The following is a 22,558-nucleotide window of genomic DNA, read 5'->3' as shown; positions in this document are numbered from 1 at the left end:
CTCCTATAAATCATATTGAATGATAATAATTCTCATTATATTGCCGTAAAGCGTCAGCGGCAATGCTTACGCATAACCATAGCGAAAATAGCGCCACAGTGTAAGGTTCTTGTGAATTCAAGGTTGCGATTTTGTCTTTGAGTGGTGGGGATTTGAGCGGTTCTACTGTGATAAACAAATAACAGGCCCGCTACGTTACGTCATCGGGCCTGTGAGGGGAAAGGATCAGACTGGAATAAACTGATATTCCGTCACGCTGGCATACTCTTCACCCGGGCGTAAGAAGCAGTCCGGCTGCTGCCACTCTGGATGGTTTGGGCTGTCCGGGAGAAACTCACTTTCCAGCGCCAGACCTTGCCAGTCTTCGTAGGCGTCTGGTCCGCGAGATGGTGTACCGCCGAGGAAGTTGCCGGAGTAAAACTGCAATGCCGGGGCGGAGGTGTATACCACCATCTGCAGTTTTTCATCTTGGGACCACAGTCGAGCGACCGGTGTACGCGCATTGCCCTGTGCCTGAAGCAGGAAGGCGTGATCGTAACCTTTCACCTTGCGCTGATCGTCATCGGCAAGAAATTCACTGCTGATGATTTTAGGCGTGCGGAAATCGAAAGTGCTACCAGCGACGGATTTCAGCCCGTCATGCGGGATGCCCATTTCGTCTACGGGTAAATACTCGTCCGCCAGAATTTGCAGCTTGTGCTGGCGCACATCTGTTTTGTCACCGTCTAGATTAAAATAGACATGATTCGTCAAATTTACCGGGCAGGGCTTATCAACCGTGGCACGGTAGGTTATCGAAATACGATTATCGTCAGTCAGGCGATACTGCGCGGTGGCGCATAGATGGCCAGGGAAACCCTGATCGCCATCGTCAGATGTTAAGGCGAACAGCACCTGACGGTCATTCTGATTGACTATCTGCCAGCGACGTTTGTCGAAACCGTCTGGCCCGCCGTGCAGCTGGTTGTTGCCCTGACTTGGTACCAACTCAACGGTTTCGCCGGCAAAGGTATAGCGGCTGTTGGCGATACGGTTAGCGTAGCGACCAATTGAAGCGCCCAGAAACGCAGCCTGCTCCGGGTATTGTTCCGGACTGGCGCACCCGAGCAATGCTTCACGCACGCTACCATCGCTAAGCGGAATACGCGCAGAGAGCAGCGTCGCGCCCCAGTCCATGAGCGTGACGACCATCCCTGCGTCATTGCGCAGGGTGAGCAGGCGAAACGGCTGACCGTCCGGAGCCTGCACAGGGATTTCGCTTAACATTGTCCTGCTCCTTGTGAAGGTTTGCAGACGTAGAATGTTTCTTTGATACCGGTTTTTGCTTCGTATTGTTCCGCGACGGCCTGCTGTACGGCAGGTACCAAATCTTGCGGGATCAGCGCCACGATGCAGCCGCCGAAGCCGCCGCCGGTCATACGGACACCGCCTTTATCGCCGATGGTCGCTTTGACAATCTCGACCAGCGTATCAATTTGCGGCACGGTAATTTCAAAGTCATCGCGCATTGAGGCGTGAGATTCCGCCATCAGCTGGCCCATGCGCAGCAGGTCGCCTTTTTCCAGCGCCTGTGCGGCTTCAACGGTACGCGCATTTTCCGTGATCACGTGGCGAACGCGTTTGGCGACAATCGGATCCAGTTCGTGGGCGACGGCGTTGAAGGCTTCAAGGCTGACATCACGCAGCGCTGGCTGCTGGAAGAAACGCGCGCCGGTTTCACACTGTTCGCGACGGGTGTTGTATTCGCTACCGACCAATGTGCGTTTAAAGTTACTGTTGATGATCACCACCGCGACGCCCTCAGGCATGGAAACGGCTTTGGTGCCCAGCGTTCGGCAGTCAATCAGTAGTGCATGATCTTTCTTACCAAGTGCCGAGATCAGTTGATCCATAATGCCGCAGTTACAGCCGACAAACTGGTTTTCAGCTTCCTGGCCATTCAGGGCAATCTGCGCGCCGTCGAGCGGCAGATGATAGAGCTGCTGGAATACCGTACCCACAGCGACTTCCAGTGAGGCTGAAGAGCTTAAGCCCGCACCCTGCGGGACGTTACCGCTGATCACCAGATCAGCACCGCCAAAGGCGTTATTGCGCTTTTGCAGATGTTTCACTACGCCACGCACGTAGTTTGACCACTGCTGGCTGTCATGAGCGATAATTGGCGCATCAAGCGAGAACTCATCAACCTGATTGTCGTAATCAGCGGCGATCACACGGACTTTTCGATCGTCGCGTGCCGCACAGCTGATAACGGTTTGATAGTCGATAGCGCAGGGCAGAACGAAGCCGTCGTTATAATCGGTATGTTCACCGATCAGGTTCACACGACCCGGTGCCTGAATAGTATGGGTGGCAGGGTAGCCAAATGTTTCAGCAAACAGAGATTGTGTTTTTTCTTTCAGACTCATTATTTAAACTCCGGATTCGCGAAAATGGATGTCGCTGACCGCACGCAGTCGTTCAGCCGCTTGTTCTGCCGTCAGGTCGCGCTGGGTTTCTGCCAGCATTTCATAACCGACCATAAATTTACGCACAGTCGCGGAACGCAGCAGCGGCGGGTAAAAGTGTGCGTGCAACTGCCAGTGTTGGTTTTCTTCACCGTTAAACGGTGCGCCGTGCCAGCCCATAGAATAGGGGAATGAGCACTGGAACAGGTTGTCATAACGACTGGTCAGTTTTTTCAACGCCAGCGCCAGGTCAGCACGCTGTTCGTCGGTCAAATCGGTAATTCGCAACACGTGCGCTTTCGGCAGCAGCAGCGTTTCGAACGGCCACGCGGCCCAGTAAGGGACAACTGCCAGCCAGTGCTCGGTTTCAACGACCGTACGGCTGCCGTCCGCCAGCTCACGCTGGACGTAATCAACGAGCATCGGCGCGCCTTGTTCGGCGAAGTACGCTTTCTGCAGGCGATCTTCACGTTCGGCTTCGTTAGGCAAAAAGCTGTTGGCCCAAATTTGTCCGTGTGGGTGCGGGTTTGAGCACCCCATCGCTGCGCCTTTATTCTCAAATACCTGCACCCAGGGATAGGTTTTGCCTAAGTCTTCAGTCTGTTCCTGCCACGTTTTCACAATTTCTGTTAGCGCAGGGACGCTGAGTTCCGGCAGCGTTTTGCTGTGATCGGGCGAGAAGCAAATTACACGGCTGGTACCGCGCGCGCTCTGGCATCGCATTAACGGATCGTGACTGTCCGGCGCGTCCGGGGTATCGGACATCAGCGCCGCAAAGTCATTGGTAAAGACATAGGTCCCGGTGTAATCCGGGTTTTTGTCGCCGGTAACGCGCGTATTGCCAGCGCACAGGAAGCAGTCCGGGTCATGTGCAGGCAGTACCTGCTTAGACGGAGTTTCCTGCGCCCCTTGCCACGGGCGTTTGGCGCGATGTGGTGATACGAGGATCCACTGCCCGGTGAGCGGGTTAAAACGGCGATGTGGATGATCGACAGGATTGAATTGCGTCATGATTGGTCCTTAATCCGAATATCCCTGCGGGTGGCGTGACTGCCAGTGCCAGGTATCTTGTGCCATTTCATCCAGTGTGCGGGTCACGCGCCAGTTGAGCTCGCGATCGGCTTTGCTGGCGTCAGCCCAGTAGGCCGGAAGATCGCCATCACGGCGCGGGGCGAAATGGTAATTCACCGGTTTACCGCAAGCTTTGCTGAAGGCGTTGACCACGTCCAGCACGCTGCTGCCGATGCCTGCACCGAGGTTGTAAATATGTACGCCCTGTTTGCCCGCCAGTTTTTCCATGGCAGCAACATGGCCGTCGGCGAGATCCATCACGTGGATGTAGTCGCGTACGCCGGTGCCATCTTCAGTAGGGTAGTCATTGCCAAATATGGCAAGAGATTCGCGACGGCCAACGGCAACCTGCGCGATGTAAGGCATCAGGTTGTTTGGAATACCTTGCGGATCTTCCCCCATATCTCCCGATGGATGAGCGCCAACCGGGTTAAAGTAGCGCAGCAGGGCAATGCTCCAGTCGGGCTGTGCTTTTTGCAGATCGGTCAGGATCTGTTCCACCATCAGCTTGCTTTTGCCGTACGGACTTTGCGGCGTGCCGGTGGGGAAGCTTTCAACGTAAGGAATTTGCGGCTGATCGCCATAGACGGTCGCGGAGGAGCTGAAAATGAAGTTTTTCACGTTGGCAGCGCGCATTGCATTCACCAGACGCAGAGTGCCGTTGACGTTGTTGTCATAGTACTCCAGCGGCTTGGCAACGGATTCTCCAACGGCTTTTAAACCGGCAAAATGGATGACCGTATCAATGGCATGATCGTGCAGAATTTCGGTTATCAGCGCTTCGTTACGGATGTCTCCTTCCACGAAGGTCGGATGCTTGCCGCCTAAACGCTCAATGACGGGCAGTACGCTGCGCTTGCTGTTGCAGAGATTGTCCAGGATCACCACTTCGTGACCATTTTTCAGCAACTGCACGCAAGTGTGGCTTCCAATGTAACCGCTACCACCTGTAACCAATACTCTCATAATTCGCTCCGTTAAGCCTATGGTATGCAATAACCATAGCATAACAAAGATGCGAAAAGTGTGACACGGAATAAATTAGTGGAATCGTTTACACTCCGGTGTTTTCACTCGATGCTGCCAGTTACTTTATTATAAATCATTATGTTAGGTTGTTATTTCAGCACTTGTCTGAAAAAAAAGCAGAAAAAAGGGCGTGATAAACGCCCTGGCATGAAAATTAACGCAGAGAGGTTTGTCGATAGGCGTAGATATCACCCTCGGGTACAAACTCTAGCCGATGGGTAATGCAGGCCGGGGCATCTTCGGCGTGATGAGAGACAAACAAAAGCTGGGTTTCACCTTCACCGATCAGGACATCCACAAACCGACGGATCAGTTGACGGTTGAGCGGATCTAATCCTTGCAACGGTTCATCGAGGATCAGCAACGTAGGATGTTTCACCAGTGCACGAACAATCAATGCCAGCCGCTGCTGCCCCCAGGAAAGACTATGAAATGGCGCATCCGCGGTACGTTTATCGATGCCCAGAATATCCAGCCACTGTTGTACCAGCTTGTGCTGCCTGTCGGAGACGGCCTGATAAATGCCGATTGAATCGAAATAACCGGAGAGAATAACGTTGCGAACTGTCGTACTTACCCGGTAATCCAGATGCAGGCTGCTGCTGACATAGCCAATATGTTTTTTGATATCCCAGATAGTTTCACCGCTGCCCCGGCGGCGGCCAAACAGGGTCAGGTCGTTGCTATATCCTTGGGGATGATCGCCGGTGATTAAACTGAGCAGGGTTGATTTCCCCGCACCGTTGGGGCCGATGATTTGCCAGTGTTCCCCCGGATTTACCCGCCAGCTCAGATGATGCAGGATAGGGCGATCGTTATACGAGACGGTGCCGTCGTTAAGCACAATGCGCGGCTCGTTATCTGACAGCGTGTGGCGCACCGAAGGCTCATCCGGTTCGGGTAACTGGATGCCTTCCAGCCGTTCGCTATGGGCAAGCTGAGCGATTAATGCCTGTTGCAGAAGGTCGGGTTTTGCACCGGTTTCCGTCAGCGTGCAGTCGGCAAGTACGCCAGCAAACTGCACGAATTCGGGAATTTCATCAAAGCGATTAAGCACCAGTACCAACGTTAAACCGGCCTGGTGCAACTCAGCGAGCAACTCTGCTAACTGGCGACGGGACGCCACGTCCAGCCCGTCAAAGGGTTCATCAAGGATCAGCAAATCCGGTGTGGACATTAATGCCTGGCAGAGCAGGGTTTTGCGCGTTTCACCGGTGGAAAGGTATTTGAAACGCCTGTTAAGTAGGGATGAAATGCCAAACTGCTGCGCCAGCGCAGCGCAGCGGGCGGGGTCGTGAACTTCGTCCTGAATGATTTCTGCGGTAGTGCGCCCGGTGTCGTCTTCACCGGGACTAAGAAGATCGGTGTTGTTTCGCTGCCATTCGTCGCTGACCAGCTTTTGGAGCTGCTCAAAGGAGAGTCGGGTAATACGTGTGAACTGGCTGCGGCGTTCGCCTTTCAGGAGCGGCAACTCGCCCGCCAGCGCGCGGGCCAGCGCAGATTTCCCGCTGCCGTTAGAGCCAACAAACGCCCAGCTATCGCCCGCGTTTAACGTCAACGCATCTAACTGGAGCGTTTTTGTGTCGCTAAGACGAAACGTGCCTTGCGAAATTTGCAACGATGACATTTTGTATCCCATTATTTGCAGCGATGAATAACAGGGATACGTGTTCTTCAGGCTGATGTCAATTAACTCAGCACAGTGTGGCGATAATCACCCTGTCCGCATTAAAATATGCTGTGACGTTAGCGCCTTCCGTTAATGTGTGGGTCTGCTCTATCGGCAAAGTCGCGCACAGCGTCTGGCCGTCTGGCAAGGTCATCAATACTTCACACTGCTCCGCTCCGCGTTCGATATGGCTAATCGTGCCCTGCAACTGGTTATCGGCGGCCTGAGCGATGGCGTCGTCCTGAGTGATTCCTACCCACGGTGCTTTCAACAGAATCAGTACTTCTTTGCCTTCCTCAAGCCCGAGACGCTCGCCGCTTTGTGCAGTGATTGCCACTTTCAGGCGCGTTTCGCCATCCGCCAGCAGCACGTCGACATGCTGTTGAACCTGATCGTGGTCGCGGGCGGTAATGGTGCCAAACCACTGGTTACGGGCGCTGGTTTGCAGCGAAAAGCGAGAGATCGCCGCCAGCAGGCTATTGAGCGGCAGTGCGTCGTCATCGCTCAAAACATCGAAGGCTTTCTGTTGGATTTGCGCTAATAAATCATACAGCTGGATTAAGCGTTGGCCGTAGCGCGTTAACACCGCGCCGCCGCCGCCTTTGCCGCCAGTGGCGCGCTCAACCAGCGTCTGCTCGCTGAGCTGATTCATTTCGTTAATCGCATCCCAGGCGCTTTTATAGCTGATACCTGCATCCTTCGCGCCCTGACTGATGGAGCCGGAAAGCGCAATGTGCTTAAGCAGAGAAATGCGACGGGGATCGGCAAACAGTTTTTGCTGAAGTTTCAGCGTAAGAAGGATTTCGGCCTGCATCACAAGCTCCTGGCAAAAGGGGTATTGTGACGGAAAACCGCGCGCGCGCAAAGCCAACCGCACAAAAGGGGAGTGCTTTTCTGTGTTATGTGGTTAGAATACAATTAAGGACTATATCTGGAGTTGACCATGTTAGAGTTATTGAAAAGTCTGGTATTCGCCGTAATTATGGTTCCTGTGGTGATGGCTGTCATCCTGGGGCTGATTTACGGACTGGGTGAAGTGTTCAACATCTTCTCCTCTATCGGTCAGAAAGACCAATCCAGACAGAATCATTGATTCCCCAAACGCCCGCTCAGTCGGGCGTTTATATTTTTTGCCTGCCAACTCGTTTTCTCAAGATCTTGCTTTCCCTGCCGATATTTTCTTTGTGTAACCTCTAATTGGTATCAATAACCACTGGGAAAATCCTGGTTTACTCGTTATATTTGCGCCTACATAACGAAACGCAAAGGAGTTACAGATGGCACGTACATGGTTACGCTTGTTTGCAGGGGCAACACTTTCTCTTACCGTTGCCGGGCATGCGCTGGCGGATGAAGGAAAGATTACCGTTTTTGCAGCGGCTTCGCTGACCAACGCGATGCAGGACATTGCAACGCAATATAAAAAAGAGAAGAACGTTGATGTTGTCTCCTCTTTTGCTTCTTCTTCCACGCTGGCGCGTCAGATTGAAGCAGGCGCACCGGCCGATCTGTTTATTTCTGCCGATCAGAAATGGATGGACTACGCGGTAGACAAGAAGTCGATTGATACCGCATCGCGTGAAACGCTGTTGGGTAACAGTCTGGTGGTGGTTGCGCCGAAAGCCAGCGCGCAGAAAGACTTCACCATTGACAGCAAAACCAACTGGACCAGTCTGTTGAATGGTGGACGCCTGGCTGTTGGCGATCCAGAACATGTTCCGGCGGGCATTTATGCCAAAGAAGCGCTGCAAAAACTGGGTGCATGGGATACCCTGGCCCCGAAACTGGCTCCTGCTGAAGATGTGCGCGGTGCGCTGGCGCTGGTAGAGCGTAACGAAGCGCCGCTGGGGATCGTCTATGGTTCCGATGCTGTCGCCAGTAAGGGCGTAAAAGTTGTTGCGACTTTCCCGGAAGATTCGCACAAAAAAGTGGAATACCCTATCGCGATTGTTGATGGGCACAAAAACGCAACGGTTAGCGCGTTCTATGATTACCTGAAAGGACCGCAAGCTGCTGAAATCTTTAAACGTTATGGATTTACGACCAAGTAATGATACTGACCGATCCTGAATGGCAGGCCGTCATCCTGAGCCTGAAAGTTTCTTCCCTGGCTGTGTTGTTTAGTTTGCCGTTTGGGATCTTCTTTGCCTGGCTGCTTGTGCGATGCAAGTTCCCGGGCAAAGCGCTGCTCGACAGCGTTCTGCATTTGCCGCTGGTTCTGCCGCCGGTCGTGGTAGGCTATCTGCTGTTGGTCGCCATGGGGCGGCGCGGATTCATTGGCGAATGGTTGTACGACTGGTTTGGCATTACCTTTGCCTTTAGCTGGCGCGGAGCTGTGCTGGCTGCGGCGGTGATGTCTTTTCCTCTGATGGTACGGGCAATTCGTCTGGCGCTGGAAGGTGTCGACGTCAAGCTGGAGCAGGCGGCCCGCACGCTGGGAGCCGGACGCTGGCGTGTATTCATGACCATTACGCTACCGCTGATGTTGCCCGGCATTATTGTCGGTACGGTGCTGGCGTTCGCGCGTTCCCTCGGGGAATTCGGCGCAACCATTACTTTTGTTTCCAACATTCCTGGCGAAACTCGCACCATTCCTTCGGCGATGTATACCCTGATCCAGACTCCCGGCGGCGAAAGCGCGGCGGCGAGGTTGTGTATCATTTCTATTGTGTTGGCGCTGATTTCGCTGCTGATTTCTGAATGGCTGGCGCGTATTAGCCGTGAGCGGACGGGGCGATAATTATGCTGGAACTCAATTTCTCCCAGACGCTGGGGACGCATTGCCTGACGCTCAACGAAACGCTGCCAGCCAGCGGCATCACCGCTATTTTTGGCGTTTCCGGCGCGGGCAAAACCTCACTGATTAACGCCATCAGCGGCCTGACGCAGCCGCAGTCAGGACGCATCGTGCTCAACGGTCGGGTCTTAAACGACGTCGAGAACGGTATCTGTTTAACGCCGGAAAAACGACGGGTGGGCTATGTTTTCCAGGATGCGCGCCTGTTCCCGCACTATAAAGTGCGCGGCAACCTGCGTTACGGAATGGCGAAAAGCATGGCCGGACAGTTTGATAAGCTGGTGTCGCTGTTGGGCATTGAACCGCTGCTTGACCGTTTGCCCGGCGGTCTTTCTGGCGGTGAAAAGCAGCGTGTCGCCATCGGTCGGGCGCTGCTGACCGCGCCTGAGTTATTGCTGCTTGATGAGCCGTTAGCCTCACTGGATATACCGCGTAAACGCGAACTGCTGCCTTACCTGCAACGCCTTGCACGTGAAATCAATATTCCGATGCTGTATGTCAGCCACTCGCTTGATGAGATTTTGCACCTGGCGGATAAAGTGATGGTGCTGGAGAACGGGCAGGTCAAAGCGTTTGGTTCGCTGGAAGATGTCTGGGGTAGCAGCGTGATGCACCCCTGGCTGCCTAAGGAACAGCAAAGCAGTATTCTGAAAGTCAGCGTGCTGGAACATCATCCACACTATGCGATGACCGCGCTGGCGCTCGGCGATCAGCATCTGTGGGTCAATAAGCTGGAGCAACCGCTGCAAACCGCGCTGCGTATTCGTATTCAGGCCTCTGATGTTTCACTGGTGCTCCAACCCCCCCAGCAGACCAGTATTCGTAACGTTCTCCGGGCAAAAGTCGCGCAATGTTATGACGATAACGGTCAGGTGGAAGTTCAGCTTGAGGTGGGCGGTAAGACGCTGTGGGCGAGGATTAGCCCATGGGCCAGGGATGAACTGGGTATCAAACCTGGCCTGTGGCTGTACGCGCAAATTAAGAGCGTATCGATTACCGCCTGATTACAGCAGGTGGGAGTAGATAAATTTCGCGATGCTGTCTGTGGTGTTGTCACCAATCACGATGTTGGCGCGGGCTTTGACCGCGTCATCCGCGTTGCCCATCGCCACACCGGTACCTGCGGCTTCCAGCATGCTGATATCGTTAAAGTTATCACCAAAGGCAATCACGTTTTCCATTGACCCGCCCTGTGCTTCAATCCACTGGGTAAGGCGTCGTCCTTTGCTGTTGCCTTTACGAGCAATGTCGACCTGATCATGCCAGGACCATTCACACTCCAGTCCCAGCTGTTGCTCAACGTACTGGCCAAACTGCTGCAGTTTCGGAATATCTTCGTCGGTCAGGGCAAATTTCCAAACGGCGTTGACGTCATGTGCGGCCTGCGCCAGCGAAGGAACCTGGGTGAAGGTCGGGCGCTGTTCCGGCGGCAGAGTTTGCGCCCAGTTAGCGGTACGCACCACATGCCCGGTTGGGCGCTCATACAGCATGGCCTCATCCACATACATCAGCCCGTGGATCTGATGTTCATCCAGCATTTCGATCAGCTGTAATGCCTGGTCTACCGGGAGGGGATCGGATTCCAGTACCTTTTTTGCCTGATAATCATACAAGTAGGTACCGTTACAGCAAATTGCAGGTGTATCCAGCGCCAGTGCCTGATAAAAAGGATGAATAGCAACGTGATGGCGACCTGTGACAATGATAAGTTGGTAGCCTGCTTCTCTGGCGCGCGAGAGCGCTTCGAGGGAGGATGGCAGCAAGGTTTTTTTCGGGGTCAACAGGGTACCGTCTAAATCCAGGGCAATCACGCGTGCGGTCATAGTTTTTTCCAGATTAAGGTTGAGAATTTTGTCTGCTGGAATGGTACACCGAGACGGGAGCCGGACAAAATTCTGAGCCTTAATTAAGCATTCACCGTTAAAAGCGTCTACCTTAGGCGTGTGTCAGGCAATTGCAGCCACCTGCCAAAAAGCAAAGGAGTATTCATGAAGCAAACCGTTTATACCGCCAGCCCTGAAAGTCAGCAAATCCACGTCTGGAGCCTGAATCACGATGGTTCTCTGACGCTGACGCAGGTGGTTGATGTACCGGGTCCGGTACAGCCGATGGTCGTCAGCCCGGATAAGCGTTACCTCTATGTTGGTGTGCGCCCGGAGTTTCGCGTGTTGGCTTATCGTATTGCGCCTGATGACGGAGCGCTGACCTTCGCGGCAGAGTCTGCGCTGCCGGGTAGCCCGACGCATATTTCTACCGATCATCAGGGACGTTTCGTGTTCGTAGGCTCTTATAACGCGGGTAGCGTGAGCGTCACGCGTCTGGAAGATGGCCTGCCGGTGGAACTGGTTGACGTGGTAGAAGGTCTGGATGGTTGCCACTCAGCCAACATCTCTCCGGATAACCGTACCCTGTGGGTTCCGGCGTTGAAACAGGATCGTATCTGCCTGTTTGACGTTAGCGATGATGGCCATCTGGTTGCTCAGGAACCAGCTGAAGTGACCACCGTTGAAGGCGCGGGCCCGCGTCATATGGCGTTCCATCCGAATAAGCAATATGCCTACTGCGTGAACGAGCTGAACAGCTCTGTTGATGTCTGGGAGCTGAAAGATCCGTACGGCAAAATTGAGTGTGTGCAGACGCTGGATATGATGCCTGCTGATTTTGCGGATACCCGTTGGGCAGCAGATATTCACATCACACCGGATGGTCGTCATCTGTATGCCTGTGATCGCACCGCCAGCCTGATTACGGTCTTTAGCGTCTCTGAGGATGGCAGCGTGTTGACCAAAGAAGGTTTCCAACCTACCGAAACTCAGCCACGCGGTTTTAATATCGATAACAGAGGTAAATACCTGATTGCAGCCGGACAAAAATCGCACCATATCGCGGTATACGAGATTGCTGGCGAACAAGGACTGTTGACGGAGAAAGGTCGTTACGCGGTAGGACAAGGCCCGATGTGGGTGGTTGTTAACGCGTACTAATATTGCGTCTAATGCCGGATGAGTATCCGGCACATTGCCCGGCAGAGCATGAATCTGCCGGGTTTACATCAGAGAATGACGTTTACTGCTTAGGTTCAGCAACCACTTTGCTACCGATACCGCGGTTGTTGTATTCCCACATACGGTTGAAGTTGGTGTCGTTCAGGTTACGCTGGATTTCACCTTTGTCATCTTCCGCACCGGTATTACCGGCAAACGGGCGTTTTGCGATAACGCTGTCAGCCCATGGTTTTGCCATGTTAAAGCCTTCGTTAATCACGCTGTCACGAATCACGACCTGACCGTTAGTGTTGGAATCGACATCCAGCGAGCGGCCTAACTGCGCCACGCCATCGCCACTTGCCGTGAAGCGGCTATTAATCGCCAGGAAACCGTAGTAGATGTTTGACAGGGTAGCCGGTGCGAACACATAGGCTTCCTGCTGGGTACGGGAGTTCACTACGCGGAAATCGGTGTTATCGAACACTACGGCACCGCGACCGGAAACGATATCCACATCGCCTTCAATGTAGCTGTTGGTAACCAGCGTACGCGGTTGACGATCGTTTTCCAGACGGTTTTGTACGCCGCTATTGGTCACGAAGAAGGTATTCTGGCGGCCAAGGATATTGACCTTGTTGATCTGTACTTTATCGCCATCGGTACGCAGTGCAACGGCTGGGTGGTTACCCGCATCAACGCTGTCACCCAGGTTGTTTTCGATGGTCAGGTTCTGCAATTGCAGACCGTTATTTTGCGACCAGACGACAGCAGAACACATCACGCCAATATTCGTGCCGCGTTTGTTCTGGCAATTATCAAACATATACCACGCAGGTTTACCCGGCATGTATTTACCGGCTGGGTTCACCGTACGACGCCAGTCCGCGGTGCTCATGTCACCGTCAATGGCCTGGCCAATTTTCACATCAAGCGGTTTTTCGCCCATGCCGTACAGCGTCAGGCTACCTGTTGCTGCCGGGATATATACCGTGCCCTGGTACTCGCCTGGCATAATCGCGATGTACTGACGTTTGTTAGTACGTTTGATGATTGCTGCATCAACAGCGGCCTGAATGCTGGTATGGGTGACGCCCTGAGTCCCTGCCGGGCCAACGACGAAGTCAGGCTGTGCAGGCAGAGAAATAGAAGAAGGGCTCCACGGCGCGGTGTTTGGCGTCAGCGCGGAAAAATAGTGCGCAGTAACGAAGTTTTTCGCTTCATTGGCCGACAAAATTGGGCGCGAAGAGGTTCCTGGCGCGGTTTGATCGGAAGGAATTTGATCGGGCGGCGTAGAGCTACAGGCGGTCAGCGTCACGCCAAAAGCCATTGCCAGCGCCAGACGGGAAACTGATGATATGTTCACAGGTTGCTCCGGGCTTTGAAAGTTATCCATTAAAGCCTGCTTTTTTATACTAAGTTGAACCTGAAAAAAAGCAAGCTACATCAAGTTGTTACAGTTGCAAGGTCACTATCAGTCAAAATTAAATCATTAACGTATTTCAATTTTGTCCCACTCCCTGCCTCTGTCATTGCGATACTGTGATGCCATGCTGTCCGACTTATGTCCGAGAAGGTGCTGAGCAAATTCCTTGCTGATCTGCTTCTCATAGAGCCTGGCTGACAAACTACGCAATTCATGAAAAGTCGGCGGCTCTCCATTGAACAGGAGCCCTGAAGCTTTTCGTGCGCGCATAAAATACCGTGATATCGTTCCCGATGAAAGAGATTCGCAACGTGTTGATGCGATAATGGTTTCACCTTTCAGTGATTCTTTGCATTTTTTAAGGGTTTCATCAAGAGATATCCCCAGCGATTCGGCATGTAACCCTACCGGAATGGCAAGTCTTGAACCCGTTTTCTCCTGTTCAACATAAATGTATCCATCCCTGATATCTTCCCATTTCATCCTGCACAAATCACCGACCCTTTGACCGGTTACCACCGCCAAATCCATAGCCAGAGTAACCCACGCTGGCAGAGACTTTGCCGCGTTGCGTATCTGTCGATACTCTTCAGTAGTGATTCGCGTTCGTTTAACTTCTGATTTAGCCGCCCGCGTTGCTGTGACAGGGTTAGTGCTAATGTGTCCCTCTGCTATTGCCTCTCTGAAAATGTCGCTCAGAGTTGACCTGATTAGCTTTGCTGTCGCATTTTTACCTTCTTCAACATAGCCGTTCAGAACCTCAGCTATGGTTTTTGTTGTGATTCCAGATACCGGAACATCACGCATCTTTTCTCGTATTGCCTTCAGCTTGCTGCCGTAATCGATGAGCGTCTTTTGCTTGAGACCTCTGGTTGAAAGAATGACCTCGTAACGATCGAGCCAGGAATGCAGTGTTACAACATTTTCAGCGTTGATTCGTACTGACAATGAGTTGCGTTCCTGACAAGAAAACAAGTCCATGTTAGCCTGTATTGCTTCAGATATAGCTATCCTCCTGTCTCTACCAAGCCCGTACTCCTTGCCCGTTTGCGGGTTTCTGAAGCAATAGTATCCATTGTTTCTGATGTACAGGTTTGGTGGTAAATCTCTCCGGCTATGGCTTCTGCGCCTTCCCATTCTTTATCCTCTTAACAAGACTTCCTGTTGCAACTTTATTGCGGTTAATTTTCACAGCCTTCTCATGGAACAAGTATTCTCTTCCATCCTTTTCAGGTGGTGGGTAGATAAGGCAATCGCGAACCCATCGGCGAACTGTTTCAAGGCTTCTTGGCCTGCGTTGTCTGGCGTTCCATTCAGGTAGGGTTAAGTACATAGCTTTTCCTTGTAAACATCACGCAACAAAAAATAATGCCCTCACACTGGAGGGCAAATGGGGGATAACGTGGCAGTGCATTCGCACCCAATAGCCAGCTCATAACTGGCTATCAGTTGCGTCAATCGTCTTCATCTTCGTCCCAGTCCTCGTCGTAATATGGCGAGGCGAGAAGTGGGTTGGTTGCTGAGAGAATCTCTCCGGCGGCGCCCTGCCGCTGAAGTCGACGAAGTGCTTCGTATAGCTCAAAGGCCTCGGTTCGCTCGTCACCTATATCGAGGGCGCATGCAACCTTGTGCGCCTCGGTGACTAGGGTTGATAGCTGGTTTCGGATGTCCTGAATGGTGCTCATAGTTCTCCTCATGCCGCACGCTGGGCGCGGAGCGATTTAATGTGCTCGCTCGTCTCCAGTTCGACGCGTATCTGTGCCGCCTCACGGTGATCGAGATGCTCAAAATCATTGTTGAATCGGTCGATTGAAGCGGTGTTGATCCGGCCCTGTCGCCAGTAGCGGACAACTTATGATGTGGTGGAATGAATAATTACGGGCCAGCCTGCTGAGTCAGCGAATATCTGACCCCGTTGAATTAGCTGGAACATTGGCAGTCTCCATGTAAGCACCAATGAAAGCGGCTGCCGCCTGTGCGTTTATGGCGTTACCGTAACCCTTAAGTCGGCCTGTGCGGTTGCTGCTTGCCACTCTTGCCACCCCGGACTCGACTCGTCCCAGGCGTGCGGCAGCCCCATCAACCAGCGGGAATGTGCCGGGTTCAACTGGACGCCATTGCCCATCTCGACAAAAGAGCCAGTCTGCATCACGCCAAAAACCGTTAACCTCAAGGGGCCGCATGTGTACGCCTGACGCGGCAACTGATCCAGCCTGTCCTTTCCGTCCCGCTGCGCCGTCATTCCCGAAGTGTCTTTCCAGTCGCGAGTTGTTGGCGTAATCCATCCCGCCAACGCCGCTGCCCACCCGATTTTGTTCGGAGTTGCTCGACCATCCCCGCTCATTTGCACGGTCGTCGCGTTGGTGATATTGCTCACCTGCGGAGTTGGCCAGCCCGACAGCCGCGCAGCTCCGGAGACATGTTGCAGGCCCCGTTTCGTCTCCGGTTGTGGATTCGTATTCGCCACTGGCGTTGGCCACCCAATAGGCCCGCTCTCTGATGTGCGGCGCACCGATGCTCGCTGACGTAAACGGCACAATCCCGAAGGCGTAGTCCATTCCTTCCAGGTCAGCTTGTACAAGGTCGAACCATGCGTTTGCGTTACCTGCTGCAACCTGTTCGCCAAAGATGTGCTGAGGTCTGCGCTCGCTGATGAGGTGGAAGAAGGCTGGCCATAAGTGCCGCTCGTCAGCAAACCCATCGCCTTTGCCTGCCGCGCTGAAAGGCTGGCACGGGCAGGAACCAGTCCAGGCTGGCTTATCGTCTGGCCAGCCTGCGAGGCGGAGGGAGTGGGACCAGACACCAACTCCGGCGAAAAAGTGGCATTGGGTAAATCCTCTGAGGTCGTCAGGTGTGACATCTTCAATACTCCGTTCGTCAACTTCGCCTGGGGCGATATGTCCGCCAGCGATCAGATTCCTCAGCCACTGCGCAGCGAAAGAATCAATTTCGTTGTAGTAAGCCGCCATCACCCGCCCCTCTGCTTATTCCGTAACTCGAAAATCTGAAGGCATGCCACGCACATCGTGCATCCCGGATACGCTTTCCGTCGCGCATCAAGTAACTTGTCGCCGCACTCAACACAGTGCGTTGCTGATACTGCTGAGTGGTTGAGTCTGTGCATGCTCAGTGCCGCGTCACGCTGCAAATCTTCAAGCTGTGATGCGTTATCAATAATGTCAGCCATGGTCAGTGCTCCCGAAACTGTTTGTTGATCATCCCAATGGTGTAAACGAACAATAAAAAAGGGACTCCAAGTCCCTTTATCTTCTCGTAATGTTTCGCCAGAAGTGGCCGGCTGACAGAGTCAAACTTCGGCTTAGGCTTCTGTGACATCGCTGCTTTCAGTTCGTCGTTGCAGCGCTTGGCAGTAGCTCGCAATGCGTTCTCCTGTTCGATAGTCATCTTCTTCATGCTGCGTCCCGGCGAGCGAGAAGTTTCGCTCCGAAAGTCATCAGTTCGTCCCGCTCCACAGTTGCGAAGTGGCAGTGTGTACGCGGGTACGGATGCCAGATAATGAGCATCGACCCTTTGTTGTTGCCGCTTACAGGCTTACCGGTGACCGGGTTGATAAATGCCAGTCGCCCGGCGGTGATAAAGCGAACCTCGCTGGCAGTCTGGATTGCCTCCCTGAACCAGCCGACAGACGTATCAGCCGGAACAAGCATTACGGTGCCGATCTGGTTCTTGCTCTCCGCTGCAGCTTTCTTCACGAACGGTGTGATATCGCTGTATGGCGGGTTCAGCCAGACGTAGCCGGGAATGATCAGGTAATCAGCCCATGGCGTTTCCAGCGTGTTTTGCTCGTCTGTGATGAACTTGCGGCACAGTGCATTGTGCGGTGCGGCGGCTGCGTCCAGTTGAAAGCAGAACTCAGCATCCAATGCGGCGAAGAGAGCAGGTGGTGTGCGCCACAAATCACGCTGATCCGCTGGAGTGTTGCTGCCGGTGTAATCGGTCATGAATCCTCCCGTTCAGGATTTCTCGCATCCCATCCATTCCGCTCGATATTCACAGCCAGCCGCTTATCTCCGACCTCTTCGATACTCCGACCGGTAATCTCTGCTACTTCTGCGTTGGTGTAGCGCATGAGTACAGCCAACTCACCTGCAGTCCATTCACGCATAGTTAATCCTCCGGAGCGGGCCAGTGCGTTACGCTTGCTTCTGACTGAGTAAATGGAGCGACCGGTTGCCGCGGCTATCTCTTCCTCTGAGAACCGGCCAAAGAGATGAAGCTCAGCTGGCGTCCATGGTCTGCCGGTCATTCGAGATGGTAGTGGTGCGCCAATGCGCGATGCCTGAGTGACTATGGCGCGTTCCGTGCGCTCAAGCTTTTCGGCGATAATAGGCAGAGGCATTGTTCTGCCAACTTCATGCAGGAACAGGTTTTCCCACGGTTGCCAAAGTTCGCTCATCGCTACCTCCACTGCTCTCCAAACGTGAAACCGATCTCCGCCAGCGCTTCGTCCATCTTCTCAATGAACTCCGGCACCATTTCGTCGAAGTCGGTCATGTACTGAGGATCCCGCTCAACGACGACATGGTGAATGCCTTCGCGTTTCATGCGCGGGTCGTAGTTTGCGAAATACCAGGCATCTTTACCTGTCACCCACATGCTGTACTGCACCTGGGCCATGTACTCTGACTTAATGGCTTCGAAGCCGCCGAGACGGAATTTCATGAAGTCGCGGGAGGTGAACGGGCATTTCAGCTCGAGGCCAAAATTGTTACTACAAAGGCCGTCAGGGGAGCACGCGGTGCGCATGCTCTCGTCACGGAACAGGATTGGAGACTCCGTGACTTTCACGTCGGTGGTGAACTCGAAGAGGGTGCGAGCGTCTTCCTCGTACTGCTTGCCCCAGGCCAGCGCCTTAGCATTAACCTCTGGCGCTACGCCGGTACATACCTCGGCGAGCAAGGTGTGGAAGTAGGACATCTTCATGCCAGTCCATTTGGTACCGGAGCGCGGTTTTGAGATGACGTTGTGTACTTCAGAAGCTGTTATGACTCCGAGGCGCAGCCGATGCCACGCCTCATCACCTTGCTCTATGGTGTTAACGTCAATACCGGTACGGGCCAGGATAATTTCTGGTGTCATAGTTTTACCCTGTATACGTTCTGTTTATTTGAACGGGTGCCATCGTGAAACCATATCGCACACCTGGTGACTTCTATCCATTTACGCCGCTCAAGCTCGGCGATGAACCATGAAACGCGAGACCTTGTAATGCCTAAAATCTTTGCCATGTCGCGAATGCTGTGTTTTCCGCTTCGCAACAATGAAAGTAGGGAAGGTGTCATGCTGCCGCCTTTTGCCTGAGGAACCCGAGAGCCTTAACACCTTCCAGCTCTGCCAGGTCGGCCGGCTGCGTGATAGGGCGTTTGAAGATTCGTGAGCAGAGAGGGAGAAGATCGGCGTCCCATGTCTTATCCAAAGAGACGAGCAGGTCGTTAATCTCTTTCTGCGTTGTTTCGCTAAGCGGCGTTATATCGCGCTCAGACTGGCGCTCTGCTGCAAAGTTGATACCTTCTTCGCCCTCGGTATTAACGTGGTCGATGGCGGCATCCAAGCGCTCACGGCGCGGCCAATACTTGGCAGCTTGCTTAACGACCGTCTTGAGGATCATCTGTTCTTCATCAGTGACCCACGGACATTTTTTGCTGCTGTCCTGTTTGTACTTCTTCCAGGCCTCAGAGCGGTCACGGATTGAGTAGATGGCATCGATGCGCATCGTATGGGTAAGGTAATCACCGTCGTCAGTTTTTACCGTTACATACGCGCCTACGATATCCCCGCGCTGCTCTTCAGTATCAAAGTCGTTGTAGATGTGGATCGGCGGCTTATCGAGACCTTCCCGGCGGAACTGGTCGTTTCTGCGAACAATTGCCGACTGACACCACTTAATGGCGCCAGACTGCTGCGCAATGTGCATCAGGCCCATGTAACTGATGTCGAGGCAAATAGCCCCTTTACGCGGGACCAGATAAGCCAGCTTCTGCGCAGGGTTTAGAGAAATTCCGATAGCAGCAACGTTGACGATCGCGTTCTGCGTACTGGTCTGGTTCTGGAATGCAACTTTGGCGAGGTAGTCGTTGTTCTGAAATAGCTGGATGGCGAACTGGCTTTCCTTTGCCCACACCATCCGCTCATCAGTGGCCGCCTTAATGAAAAGCGGCTCCTGTTGTTTGACGAAATCAACAAGAGTTAAGCTCATAATCCCTCCTTAGAACGGGCAGCCGGTACGGTGTTCCCAGTCGTGTTCCGCCTGGGCGTAAGCAACTGCCGAAATGAAGTCGTTGTAGGCCTCGCCAGCTTTATCGCTGCGAAGCCCATCGTATGGGCTGGAGTCAATCGGTACGGAGAAGTGAAAGAGGCCGGACGGCTCTTTTGGCATCATGTCGATGATTTGCTGCGCCCGGTCATCGATCCACTTTTCTTTCTCTTCTGTTAACTGCTGCTCGACCCAGCGACGATCCTCTATGTGGTCGTATGCGCGATACGCGGCCATGGGTCACCTCAGTAGTTAATTTGTGTTCTCGGCACTAGGCCATCCATCAGCGCTTTAAGGACTTCGATAGCCTGTTCGCGTGAGATGCTGGTATTAGCGGTGAGTGCGTTAACGATTTCAGTACCAACAGCCTTGCGGTGCTTAACATCTGCTTCACGCCTTGCCTTCTCATCAGCGATGCGTTTCTCTTCAGCCAGTCGCGCTGCTTCTTTCGCTTCAGCTTCACGCTTAATGCGATCTGCTTCTTCTTGTGCTTTACGCTTCTCTGCTTCGATAGCTTCCTGCTTTTCACGTTCTGCACGCGCAACTGCTGCTGCAGCCGCATATTCAGCGCGTTCCCGTTCTTGCTTAGCCAGTAATTCAGCCTGTGCTCTTGCTGCAATCGCATCCTCTTCACGCTTCTTCGCTGCCGCCAGTTCAGCAGCTGCTTTCTCTTCGGCTTCGCGCTTTGCCTGTTCTGCTGCCTGACGCTTTAACTCTTCTTCATGAGCAATGCGCTGGCGCTCTGCTTCCGCTTTCTTCTCTGCCACTTCACGGTCGAAAGCGTCGTTCATCAGCAGGGCCATTTCATGATCTGATTCACGTTGCTTTTTCAGAGCTTCGGCTGCTGCCTTTTCTTCAGCCTCAATACGTAGACGCTCTTCTTCAGCAGCTTTTTCTGCTGCAATACGTTCCTGCTCGGCTTCCCACTCGGTTAGCGGCCGGCGCACTTCATCTTTCAGCGCGTCCAGACGTTCACGAGCAATGCGGCGGCTCTCATCAATCTGCTTCGGAAGAGCTTTCAGTTCTGCTACAAGGTCTTTTCCGGCGTTGTCGATGTACGTTTTGGAACGTGCAACCTTGTGGGCCATTGACGCGATAGCATCACGACCTTTCTTGGTGGATACGTCCGGTACCAGGCTGCGAGCTTCTTTCTCGATTTTTTCAATGATGGGATCGAGCTGCTCGTTATTGGTGAATACAGCCATTGCGCTCGATTTTTCGATAACGACTAAATCCGTTACTTCACTCATGGTCTCTCCTGAAATTTGGTTGTGCGCTTCCCGTCTGCGATAGCCGGACGAGTAGGGGGAATGGGTTGGAATTAGTGCTGAATAGGATTGCCGCGTCCGTCGAGAAGGACGTCAATCACGCAGTCAGTAAGCCGGATAATTTCTGCATCTGTGTGCAGGTACACCCATTTTCGCTCCTGAATTACCGCTGAGACGCGATAGGTACGGCCTTCATGCATTGCCATCATCCCGGGCGTGACGCACTGGCGAATGAGCGGGGTGGTGCCGTAGTGGTTGATCATGCCTTCACCTCAACCTGTTTCAGGAGGCCAGCGATATTCATCTGTTGGCGGTTCAGCGTCAGCTTGTCGCGCGGTGCCGATACCGACGTCAGTTGCCACTCGTTATCGTTGAGCTTTTTGGCGGTGTACTGCTTGCCGTTGTGGGTGACTGTCATGATGCCTCCCGGGCTTTGGCGTTTGCCGCATTGATGGCGTCAATGTTCATCAGGCAGTAGATAGCGCATTCAGCGTCGTAATCACTCAACCCGCCGCTTGCCAGCTTATTAAGTGCGGTGCCAGTTAAGCCAATCTTGAAGCAGATAGAGCCGTGTTTAGGGCCATATCCATAGCGATGGTCTTCACGCTGATCGCTCCATTGGGCGTAGTTTTTTGTGCCAAAATAACGCTCGCTCAGACGGGTGAACCCCGACGCAATGTCGTTAATCGCGTCTTCAACACACCCGCGTCGCTCCGCGCTTTGTTTCGGGTCTCCGAAGTTAATGATCGTCATGCCATGCCGAACCATATCAACCGTTAGACCTTTATTGGCCAGGTTTATACCCTCAGACACGGCAATCAACTCCCTGCCGATGCGTGAGGTATCATCAGCAAACTTCGCCTTCAACTGAGCCAGTTCGGCTTCAATTGCCATTTTCTTTTTGGTCAATTCGATAAGAGTCATAATCATCTCCGCGCTTAAGCCGCGCCGCTGAACGTTAAGACCTCTGCATGCAATTTTCATCGCTGCAAGAAATTAAGCGGTGGATAGCCGCCATTCATAACTAAGCGTCCTCTTAGAAGCCGCTGAGGTATGAAAAAAGCCGCTTGTTAGCGGCTCATTGGGAAATTCAATCGTGCGAAGTTTTTGTTTAGTAGAAGAGCTTCTCTGTCATATGCTTTTGCTGCCTCCTCTTCTGAATCGAAGTAACCGATGTGCTTCTTTCTACCTCTTATGGTTATTTCTGCATTCCACTTTGAGCACTGTTTTTTCCACCTAACACCAATGAACTTTGAGCTGCTACCTCGTTTACTTTTCCTGTTTTGTTGATTCTCCTTCAGTGATGCCGCTCTTAGGTTGGCTATGCGGTTGTTCAAAATATCTCCATCAATATGATCAACAACTCGGGGCTGTTCTCCATAAACCAAGAAGAAAGCGATTCGGTGTGCTCTGAGGTTTTTTCCGTTGATTTTTATTAGAATATAACCCTGAGAGTTAACACTTCCGGCTGGCTGTCCAGATCTAACCTTTCCCCTACTTACCTTCCATGTAAACTTGCCTGAAGTTGGGTCATAATTAAGGATTTCATTTAGTTGCTCACGATTAGGAAGTTGGTTAGCCCCTCCCATGCCA

30 protein-coding genes are annotated in these 22,558 nt (G+C 53.0%); 5 read left to right on the top strand and 25 right to left on the bottom strand.

Features of this window, described 5'->3' with window-relative positions; translation table 11 throughout:
* Window positions 1–225: 225 nt before the first annotated feature.
* The 6 genes from galM to modE form a co-directional block, all read right to left on the bottom strand.
* Window positions 226–1,266 carry a galactose-1-epimerase gene (gene galM / locus ACHHZ7_RS01430; protein WP_060682557.1) on the bottom strand — a complete coding sequence of 347 codons (1,041 nt, stop codon included), beginning with the start codon at window positions 1,264–1,266 and terminating at the stop codon, window positions 226–228.
* Entirely contained in the window at window positions 1,260–2,408 is a 1,149-nt protein-coding gene (galK, locus tag ACHHZ7_RS01425; RefSeq protein WP_032942744.1) for a galactokinase, read from the bottom strand. Before galK ends, galM begins: the two co-directional genes overlap by 7 nt.
* Window positions 2,409–2,411: 3 nt before the next feature.
* The gene (gene galT, locus ACHHZ7_RS01420; protein WP_032942745.1) at window positions 2,412–3,458 is read right to left on the bottom strand and encodes a galactose-1-phosphate uridylyltransferase; all 1,047 of its coding nucleotides are present in this window, start codon (window positions 3,456–3,458) and stop codon (window positions 2,412–2,414) included.
* 9 nt (window positions 3,459–3,467) lie between these two features.
* Window positions 3,468–4,484 (bottom strand): UDP-glucose 4-epimerase GalE, encoded by a 1,017-nt coding sequence (gene galE / locus ACHHZ7_RS01415; RefSeq protein ID WP_003831462.1) that lies wholly within the window; start codon window positions 4,482–4,484, stop codon window positions 3,468–3,470.
* Window positions 4,485–4,701: 217 nt separating this feature from the next.
* Window positions 4,702–6,174, bottom strand: a complete 1,473-nt coding sequence (modF, locus tag ACHHZ7_RS01410; RefSeq protein ID WP_057066494.1) for a molybdate ABC transporter ATP-binding protein ModF — start codon at window positions 6,172–6,174, stop codon at window positions 4,702–4,704.
* Between the two features lie 67 nt (window positions 6,175–6,241).
* Window positions 6,242–7,030, bottom strand: coding sequence for a molybdenum-dependent transcriptional regulator (gene modE / locus ACHHZ7_RS01405; protein ID WP_003831465.1), 789 nt, complete (start codon window positions 7,028–7,030; stop codon window positions 6,242–6,244).
* Window positions 7,031–7,159: 129 nt separating this feature from the next.
* Between modE and ACHHZ7_RS01400 the strand changes: the two genes are divergently transcribed.
* The 4 genes from ACHHZ7_RS01400 (at window position 7,160) to modC (ending at window position 10,017) form a co-directional block, all read left to right on the top strand.
* On the top strand, window positions 7,160–7,309 hold the full coding sequence (locus ACHHZ7_RS01400; RefSeq protein WP_020996536.1) for an AcrZ family multidrug efflux pump-associated protein: 150 nt from the start codon (window positions 7,160–7,162) through the stop codon (window positions 7,307–7,309).
* A 184-nt stretch (window positions 7,310–7,493) separates the two neighbouring features.
* A complete protein-coding gene (gene modA / locus ACHHZ7_RS01395) occupies window positions 7,494–8,267 on the top strand; it encodes a molybdate ABC transporter substrate-binding protein (protein WP_003831470.1) in 774 nt (257 codons plus the stop codon).
* Window positions 8,267–8,956 carry a molybdate ABC transporter permease subunit gene (modB, locus tag ACHHZ7_RS01390; protein WP_008784169.1) on the top strand — a complete coding sequence of 230 codons (690 nt, stop codon included), beginning with the start codon at window positions 8,267–8,269 and terminating at the stop codon, window positions 8,954–8,956. The genes modA and modB overlap by 1 nt, the downstream gene beginning before the upstream one ends.
* 2 nt (window positions 8,957–8,958) lie before the next feature.
* Window positions 8,959–10,017 carry a molybdenum ABC transporter ATP-binding protein ModC gene (gene modC / locus ACHHZ7_RS01385; RefSeq protein ID WP_048235822.1) on the top strand — a complete coding sequence of 353 codons (1,059 nt, stop codon included), beginning with the start codon at window positions 8,959–8,961 and terminating at the stop codon, window positions 10,015–10,017.
* Here modC and ACHHZ7_RS01380 read toward each other — a convergent pair whose 3' ends face one another.
* Window positions 10,018–10,836 carry a pyridoxal phosphatase gene (locus tag ACHHZ7_RS01380; RefSeq protein WP_003831476.1) on the bottom strand — a complete coding sequence of 273 codons (819 nt, stop codon included), beginning with the start codon at window positions 10,834–10,836 and terminating at the stop codon, window positions 10,018–10,020.
* Between the two features lie 165 nt (window positions 10,837–11,001).
* Here ACHHZ7_RS01380 and pgl point away from each other — a divergent pair, with 165 nt between their 5' ends.
* On the top strand, window positions 11,002–11,997 hold the full coding sequence (gene pgl, locus ACHHZ7_RS01375) for a 6-phosphogluconolactonase (protein WP_060682556.1): 996 nt from the start codon (window positions 11,002–11,004) through the stop codon (window positions 11,995–11,997).
* Between the two features lie 82 nt (window positions 11,998–12,079).
* On the opposite strand, the gene ACHHZ7_RS01370 is transcribed toward pgl, so the two are convergent.
* The 18 genes from ACHHZ7_RS01370 to ACHHZ7_RS01285 form a co-directional block, all read right to left on the bottom strand.
* Entirely contained in the window at window positions 12,080–13,363 is a 1,284-nt protein-coding gene (locus ACHHZ7_RS01370; RefSeq protein WP_060683743.1) for a putative acyl-CoA thioester hydrolase, read from the bottom strand.
* 126 nt (window positions 13,364–13,489) lie between these two features.
* The gene (locus ACHHZ7_RS01365; protein WP_060682555.1) at window positions 13,490–14,560 is read right to left on the bottom strand and encodes a tyrosine-type recombinase/integrase; all 1,071 of its coding nucleotides are present in this window, start codon (window positions 14,558–14,560) and stop codon (window positions 13,490–13,492) included.
* A complete protein-coding gene (locus ACHHZ7_RS01360; protein WP_060682554.1) occupies window positions 14,538–14,756 on the bottom strand; it encodes an excisionase in 219 nt (72 codons plus the stop codon). The genes ACHHZ7_RS01365 and ACHHZ7_RS01360 overlap by 23 nt, the downstream gene beginning before the upstream one ends.
* Before the next feature lie 121 nt (window positions 14,757–14,877).
* Window positions 14,878–15,108 carry a hypothetical protein gene (locus ACHHZ7_RS01355; protein ID WP_045288376.1) on the bottom strand — a complete coding sequence of 77 codons (231 nt, stop codon included), beginning with the start codon at window positions 15,106–15,108 and terminating at the stop codon, window positions 14,878–14,880.
* A 210-nt stretch (window positions 15,109–15,318) separates the two neighbouring features.
* The gene (locus tag ACHHZ7_RS01350; protein ID WP_395148513.1) at window positions 15,319–16,392 is read right to left on the bottom strand and encodes a DNA cytosine methyltransferase; all 1,074 of its coding nucleotides are present in this window, start codon (window positions 16,390–16,392) and stop codon (window positions 15,319–15,321) included.
* Window positions 16,392–16,610: a TraR/DksA family transcriptional regulator gene (locus ACHHZ7_RS01345; protein ID WP_395148511.1), complete on the bottom strand. Its 219-nt coding sequence runs from the start codon at window positions 16,608–16,610 to the stop codon at window positions 16,392–16,394. The genes ACHHZ7_RS01350 and ACHHZ7_RS01345 overlap by 1 nt, the downstream gene beginning before the upstream one ends.
* Window positions 16,611–16,612: 2 nt before the next feature.
* Window positions 16,613–16,837 carry a hypothetical protein gene (locus ACHHZ7_RS01340; RefSeq protein ID WP_233599543.1) on the bottom strand — a complete coding sequence of 75 codons (225 nt, stop codon included), beginning with the start codon at window positions 16,835–16,837 and terminating at the stop codon, window positions 16,613–16,615.
* Window positions 16,834–17,385 carry a phage N-6-adenine-methyltransferase gene (locus ACHHZ7_RS01335; protein WP_284302191.1) on the bottom strand — a complete coding sequence of 184 codons (552 nt, stop codon included), beginning with the start codon at window positions 17,383–17,385 and terminating at the stop codon, window positions 16,834–16,836. The genes ACHHZ7_RS01340 and ACHHZ7_RS01335 overlap by 4 nt, the downstream gene beginning before the upstream one ends.
* Window positions 17,382–17,840: a hypothetical protein gene (locus tag ACHHZ7_RS01330; protein ID WP_395148574.1), complete on the bottom strand. Its 459-nt coding sequence runs from the start codon at window positions 17,838–17,840 to the stop codon at window positions 17,382–17,384. Before ACHHZ7_RS01330 ends, ACHHZ7_RS01335 begins: the two co-directional genes overlap by 4 nt.
* 2 nt (window positions 17,841–17,842) lie before the next feature.
* A complete protein-coding gene (locus ACHHZ7_RS01325; protein ID WP_149381366.1) occupies window positions 17,843–18,523 on the bottom strand; it encodes a lambda exonuclease family protein in 681 nt (226 codons plus the stop codon).
* The gene (locus tag ACHHZ7_RS01320; RefSeq protein WP_074165348.1) at window positions 18,520–18,726 is read right to left on the bottom strand and encodes a winged helix-turn-helix transcriptional regulator; all 207 of its coding nucleotides are present in this window, start codon (window positions 18,724–18,726) and stop codon (window positions 18,520–18,522) included. Before ACHHZ7_RS01320 ends, ACHHZ7_RS01325 begins: the two co-directional genes overlap by 4 nt.
* Complete coding sequence (locus ACHHZ7_RS01315) at window positions 18,723–19,640, bottom strand: recombinase RecT (RefSeq protein ID WP_171847605.1); 918 nt, start codon at window positions 19,638–19,640, stop codon at window positions 18,723–18,725. Before ACHHZ7_RS01315 ends, ACHHZ7_RS01320 begins: the two co-directional genes overlap by 4 nt.
* Window positions 19,641–19,649: 9 nt before the next feature.
* Window positions 19,650–19,934: a host nuclease inhibitor GamL gene (gene gamL, locus ACHHZ7_RS01310; RefSeq protein ID WP_060682548.1), complete on the bottom strand. Its 285-nt coding sequence runs from the start codon at window positions 19,932–19,934 to the stop codon at window positions 19,650–19,652.
* Between the two features lie 8 nt (window positions 19,935–19,942).
* Window positions 19,943–20,947 (bottom strand): hypothetical protein, encoded by a 1,005-nt coding sequence (locus ACHHZ7_RS01305; RefSeq protein ID WP_395148507.1) that lies wholly within the window; start codon window positions 20,945–20,947, stop codon window positions 19,943–19,945.
* Between the two features lie 71 nt (window positions 20,948–21,018).
* On the bottom strand, window positions 21,019–21,228 hold the full coding sequence (locus ACHHZ7_RS01300) for a cell division protein FtsZ (RefSeq protein WP_395148505.1): 210 nt from the start codon (window positions 21,226–21,228) through the stop codon (window positions 21,019–21,021).
* Window positions 21,225–21,383, bottom strand: coding sequence for a hypothetical protein (locus ACHHZ7_RS01295; protein WP_032652782.1), 159 nt, complete (start codon window positions 21,381–21,383; stop codon window positions 21,225–21,227). The genes ACHHZ7_RS01300 and ACHHZ7_RS01295 overlap by 4 nt, the downstream gene beginning before the upstream one ends.
* Entirely contained in the window at window positions 21,380–21,889 is a 510-nt protein-coding gene (locus ACHHZ7_RS01290) for a hypothetical protein (RefSeq protein ID WP_284882969.1), read from the bottom strand. Before ACHHZ7_RS01290 ends, ACHHZ7_RS01295 begins: the two co-directional genes overlap by 4 nt.
* Before the next feature lie 146 nt (window positions 21,890–22,035).
* Window positions 22,036–22,554, bottom strand: a complete 519-nt coding sequence (locus ACHHZ7_RS01285; RefSeq protein ID WP_126327800.1) for an AP2/ERF family transcription factor — start codon at window positions 22,552–22,554, stop codon at window positions 22,036–22,038.
* Window positions 22,555–22,558 lie beyond the last annotated feature (4 nt).

It is taken from the genome of Citrobacter freundii complex sp. 2024EL-00216 (assembly GCF_043945515.1).
GTDB classification, from domain to species: domain Bacteria; phylum Pseudomonadota; class Gammaproteobacteria; order Enterobacterales; family Enterobacteriaceae; genus Citrobacter; species Citrobacter portucalensis.
The sequence above is the reverse complement of the archived record's forward strand: the minus strand, read 5'-3'. Positions and strand labels throughout refer to the sequence as shown.

Coding starts and splice junctions, on each gene's coding strand:
- ACHHZ7_RS01350 (WP_395148513.1), bottom strand. CDS start 16,392: ATGGCGGCTTACTACAACGAAATTGATTCTTTCGCTGCGCAGTGGCTG.
- ACHHZ7_RS01330 (WP_395148574.1), bottom strand. CDS start 17,840: ATGAGCGAACTTTGGCAACCGTGGGAAAACCTGTTCCTGCATGAAGTT.
- pgl (WP_060682556.1), top strand. CDS start 11,002: ATGAAGCAAACCGTTTATACCGCCAGCCCTGAAAGTCAGCAAATCCAC.
- ACHHZ7_RS01315 (WP_171847605.1), bottom strand. CDS start 19,640: ATGAGCTTAACTCTTGTTGATTTCGTCAAACAACAGGAGCCGCTTTTC.
- galK (WP_032942744.1), bottom strand. CDS start 2,408: ATGAGTCTGAAAGAAAAAACACAATCTCTGTTTGCTGAAACATTTGGC.
- ACHHZ7_RS01335 (WP_284302191.1), bottom strand. CDS start 17,385: ATGACCGATTACACCGGCAGCAACACTCCAGCGGATCAGCGTGATTTG.
- ACHHZ7_RS01345 (WP_395148511.1), bottom strand. CDS start 16,610: ATGGCTGACATTATTGATAACGCATCACAGCTTGAAGATTTGCAGCGT.
- ACHHZ7_RS01285 (WP_126327800.1), bottom strand. CDS start 22,554: ATGGGAGGGGCTAACCAACTTCCTAATCGTGAGCAACTAAATGAAATC.
- modF (WP_057066494.1), bottom strand. CDS start 6,174: ATGTCATCGTTGCAAATTTCGCAAGGCACGTTTCGTCTTAGCGACACA.
- ACHHZ7_RS01325 (WP_149381366.1), bottom strand. CDS start 18,523: ATGACACCAGAAATTATCCTGGCCCGTACCGGTATTGACGTTAACACC.
- galT (WP_032942745.1), bottom strand. CDS start 3,458: ATGACGCAATTCAATCCTGTCGATCATCCACATCGCCGTTTTAACCCG.
- galM (WP_060682557.1), bottom strand. CDS start 1,266: ATGTTAAGCGAAATCCCTGTGCAGGCTCCGGACGGTCAGCCGTTTCGC.
- ACHHZ7_RS01360 (WP_060682554.1), bottom strand. CDS start 14,756: ATGTACTTAACCCTACCTGAATGGAACGCCAGACAACGCAGGCCAAGA.
- gamL (WP_060682548.1), bottom strand. CDS start 19,934: ATGGCCGCGTATCGCGCATACGACCACATAGAGGATCGTCGCTGGGTC.
- ACHHZ7_RS01290 (WP_284882969.1), bottom strand. CDS start 21,889: ATGACTCTTATCGAATTGACCAAAAAGAAAATGGCAATTGAAGCCGAA.
- ACHHZ7_RS01300 (WP_395148505.1), bottom strand. CDS start 21,228: ATGATCAACCACTACGGCACCACCCCGCTCATTCGCCAGTGCGTCACG.
- ACHHZ7_RS01305 (WP_395148507.1), bottom strand. CDS start 20,947: ATGAGTGAAGTAACGGATTTAGTCGTTATCGAAAAATCGAGCGCAATG.
- ACHHZ7_RS01340 (WP_233599543.1), bottom strand. CDS start 16,837: ATGAAGAAGATGACTATCGAACAGGAGAACGCATTGCGAGCTACTGCC.
- modB (WP_008784169.1), top strand. CDS start 8,267: ATGATACTGACCGATCCTGAATGGCAGGCCGTCATCCTGAGCCTGAAA.
- modA (WP_003831470.1), top strand. CDS start 7,494: ATGGCACGTACATGGTTACGCTTGTTTGCAGGGGCAACACTTTCTCTT.
- ACHHZ7_RS01400 (WP_020996536.1), top strand. CDS start 7,160: ATGTTAGAGTTATTGAAAAGTCTGGTATTCGCCGTAATTATGGTTCCT.
- ACHHZ7_RS01320 (WP_074165348.1), bottom strand. CDS start 18,726: ATGACACCTTCCCTACTTTCATTGTTGCGAAGCGGAAAACACAGCATT.
- ACHHZ7_RS01365 (WP_060682555.1), bottom strand. CDS start 14,560: ATGGGAAGGCGCAGAAGCCATAGCCGGAGAGATTTACCACCAAACCTG.
- ACHHZ7_RS01355 (WP_045288376.1), bottom strand. CDS start 15,108: ATGAGCACCATTCAGGACATCCGAAACCAGCTATCAACCCTAGTCACC.
- modE (WP_003831465.1), bottom strand. CDS start 7,030: ATGCAGGCCGAAATCCTTCTTACGCTGAAACTTCAGCAAAAACTGTTT.
- ACHHZ7_RS01295 (WP_032652782.1), bottom strand. CDS start 21,383: ATGACAGTCACCCACAACGGCAAGCAGTACACCGCCAAAAAGCTCAAC.
- modC (WP_048235822.1), top strand. CDS start 8,959: ATGCTGGAACTCAATTTCTCCCAGACGCTGGGGACGCATTGCCTGACG.
- ACHHZ7_RS01380 (WP_003831476.1), bottom strand. CDS start 10,836: ATGACCGCACGCGTGATTGCCCTGGATTTAGACGGTACCCTGTTGACC.
- galE (WP_003831462.1), bottom strand. CDS start 4,484: ATGAGAGTATTGGTTACAGGTGGTAGCGGTTACATTGGAAGCCACACT.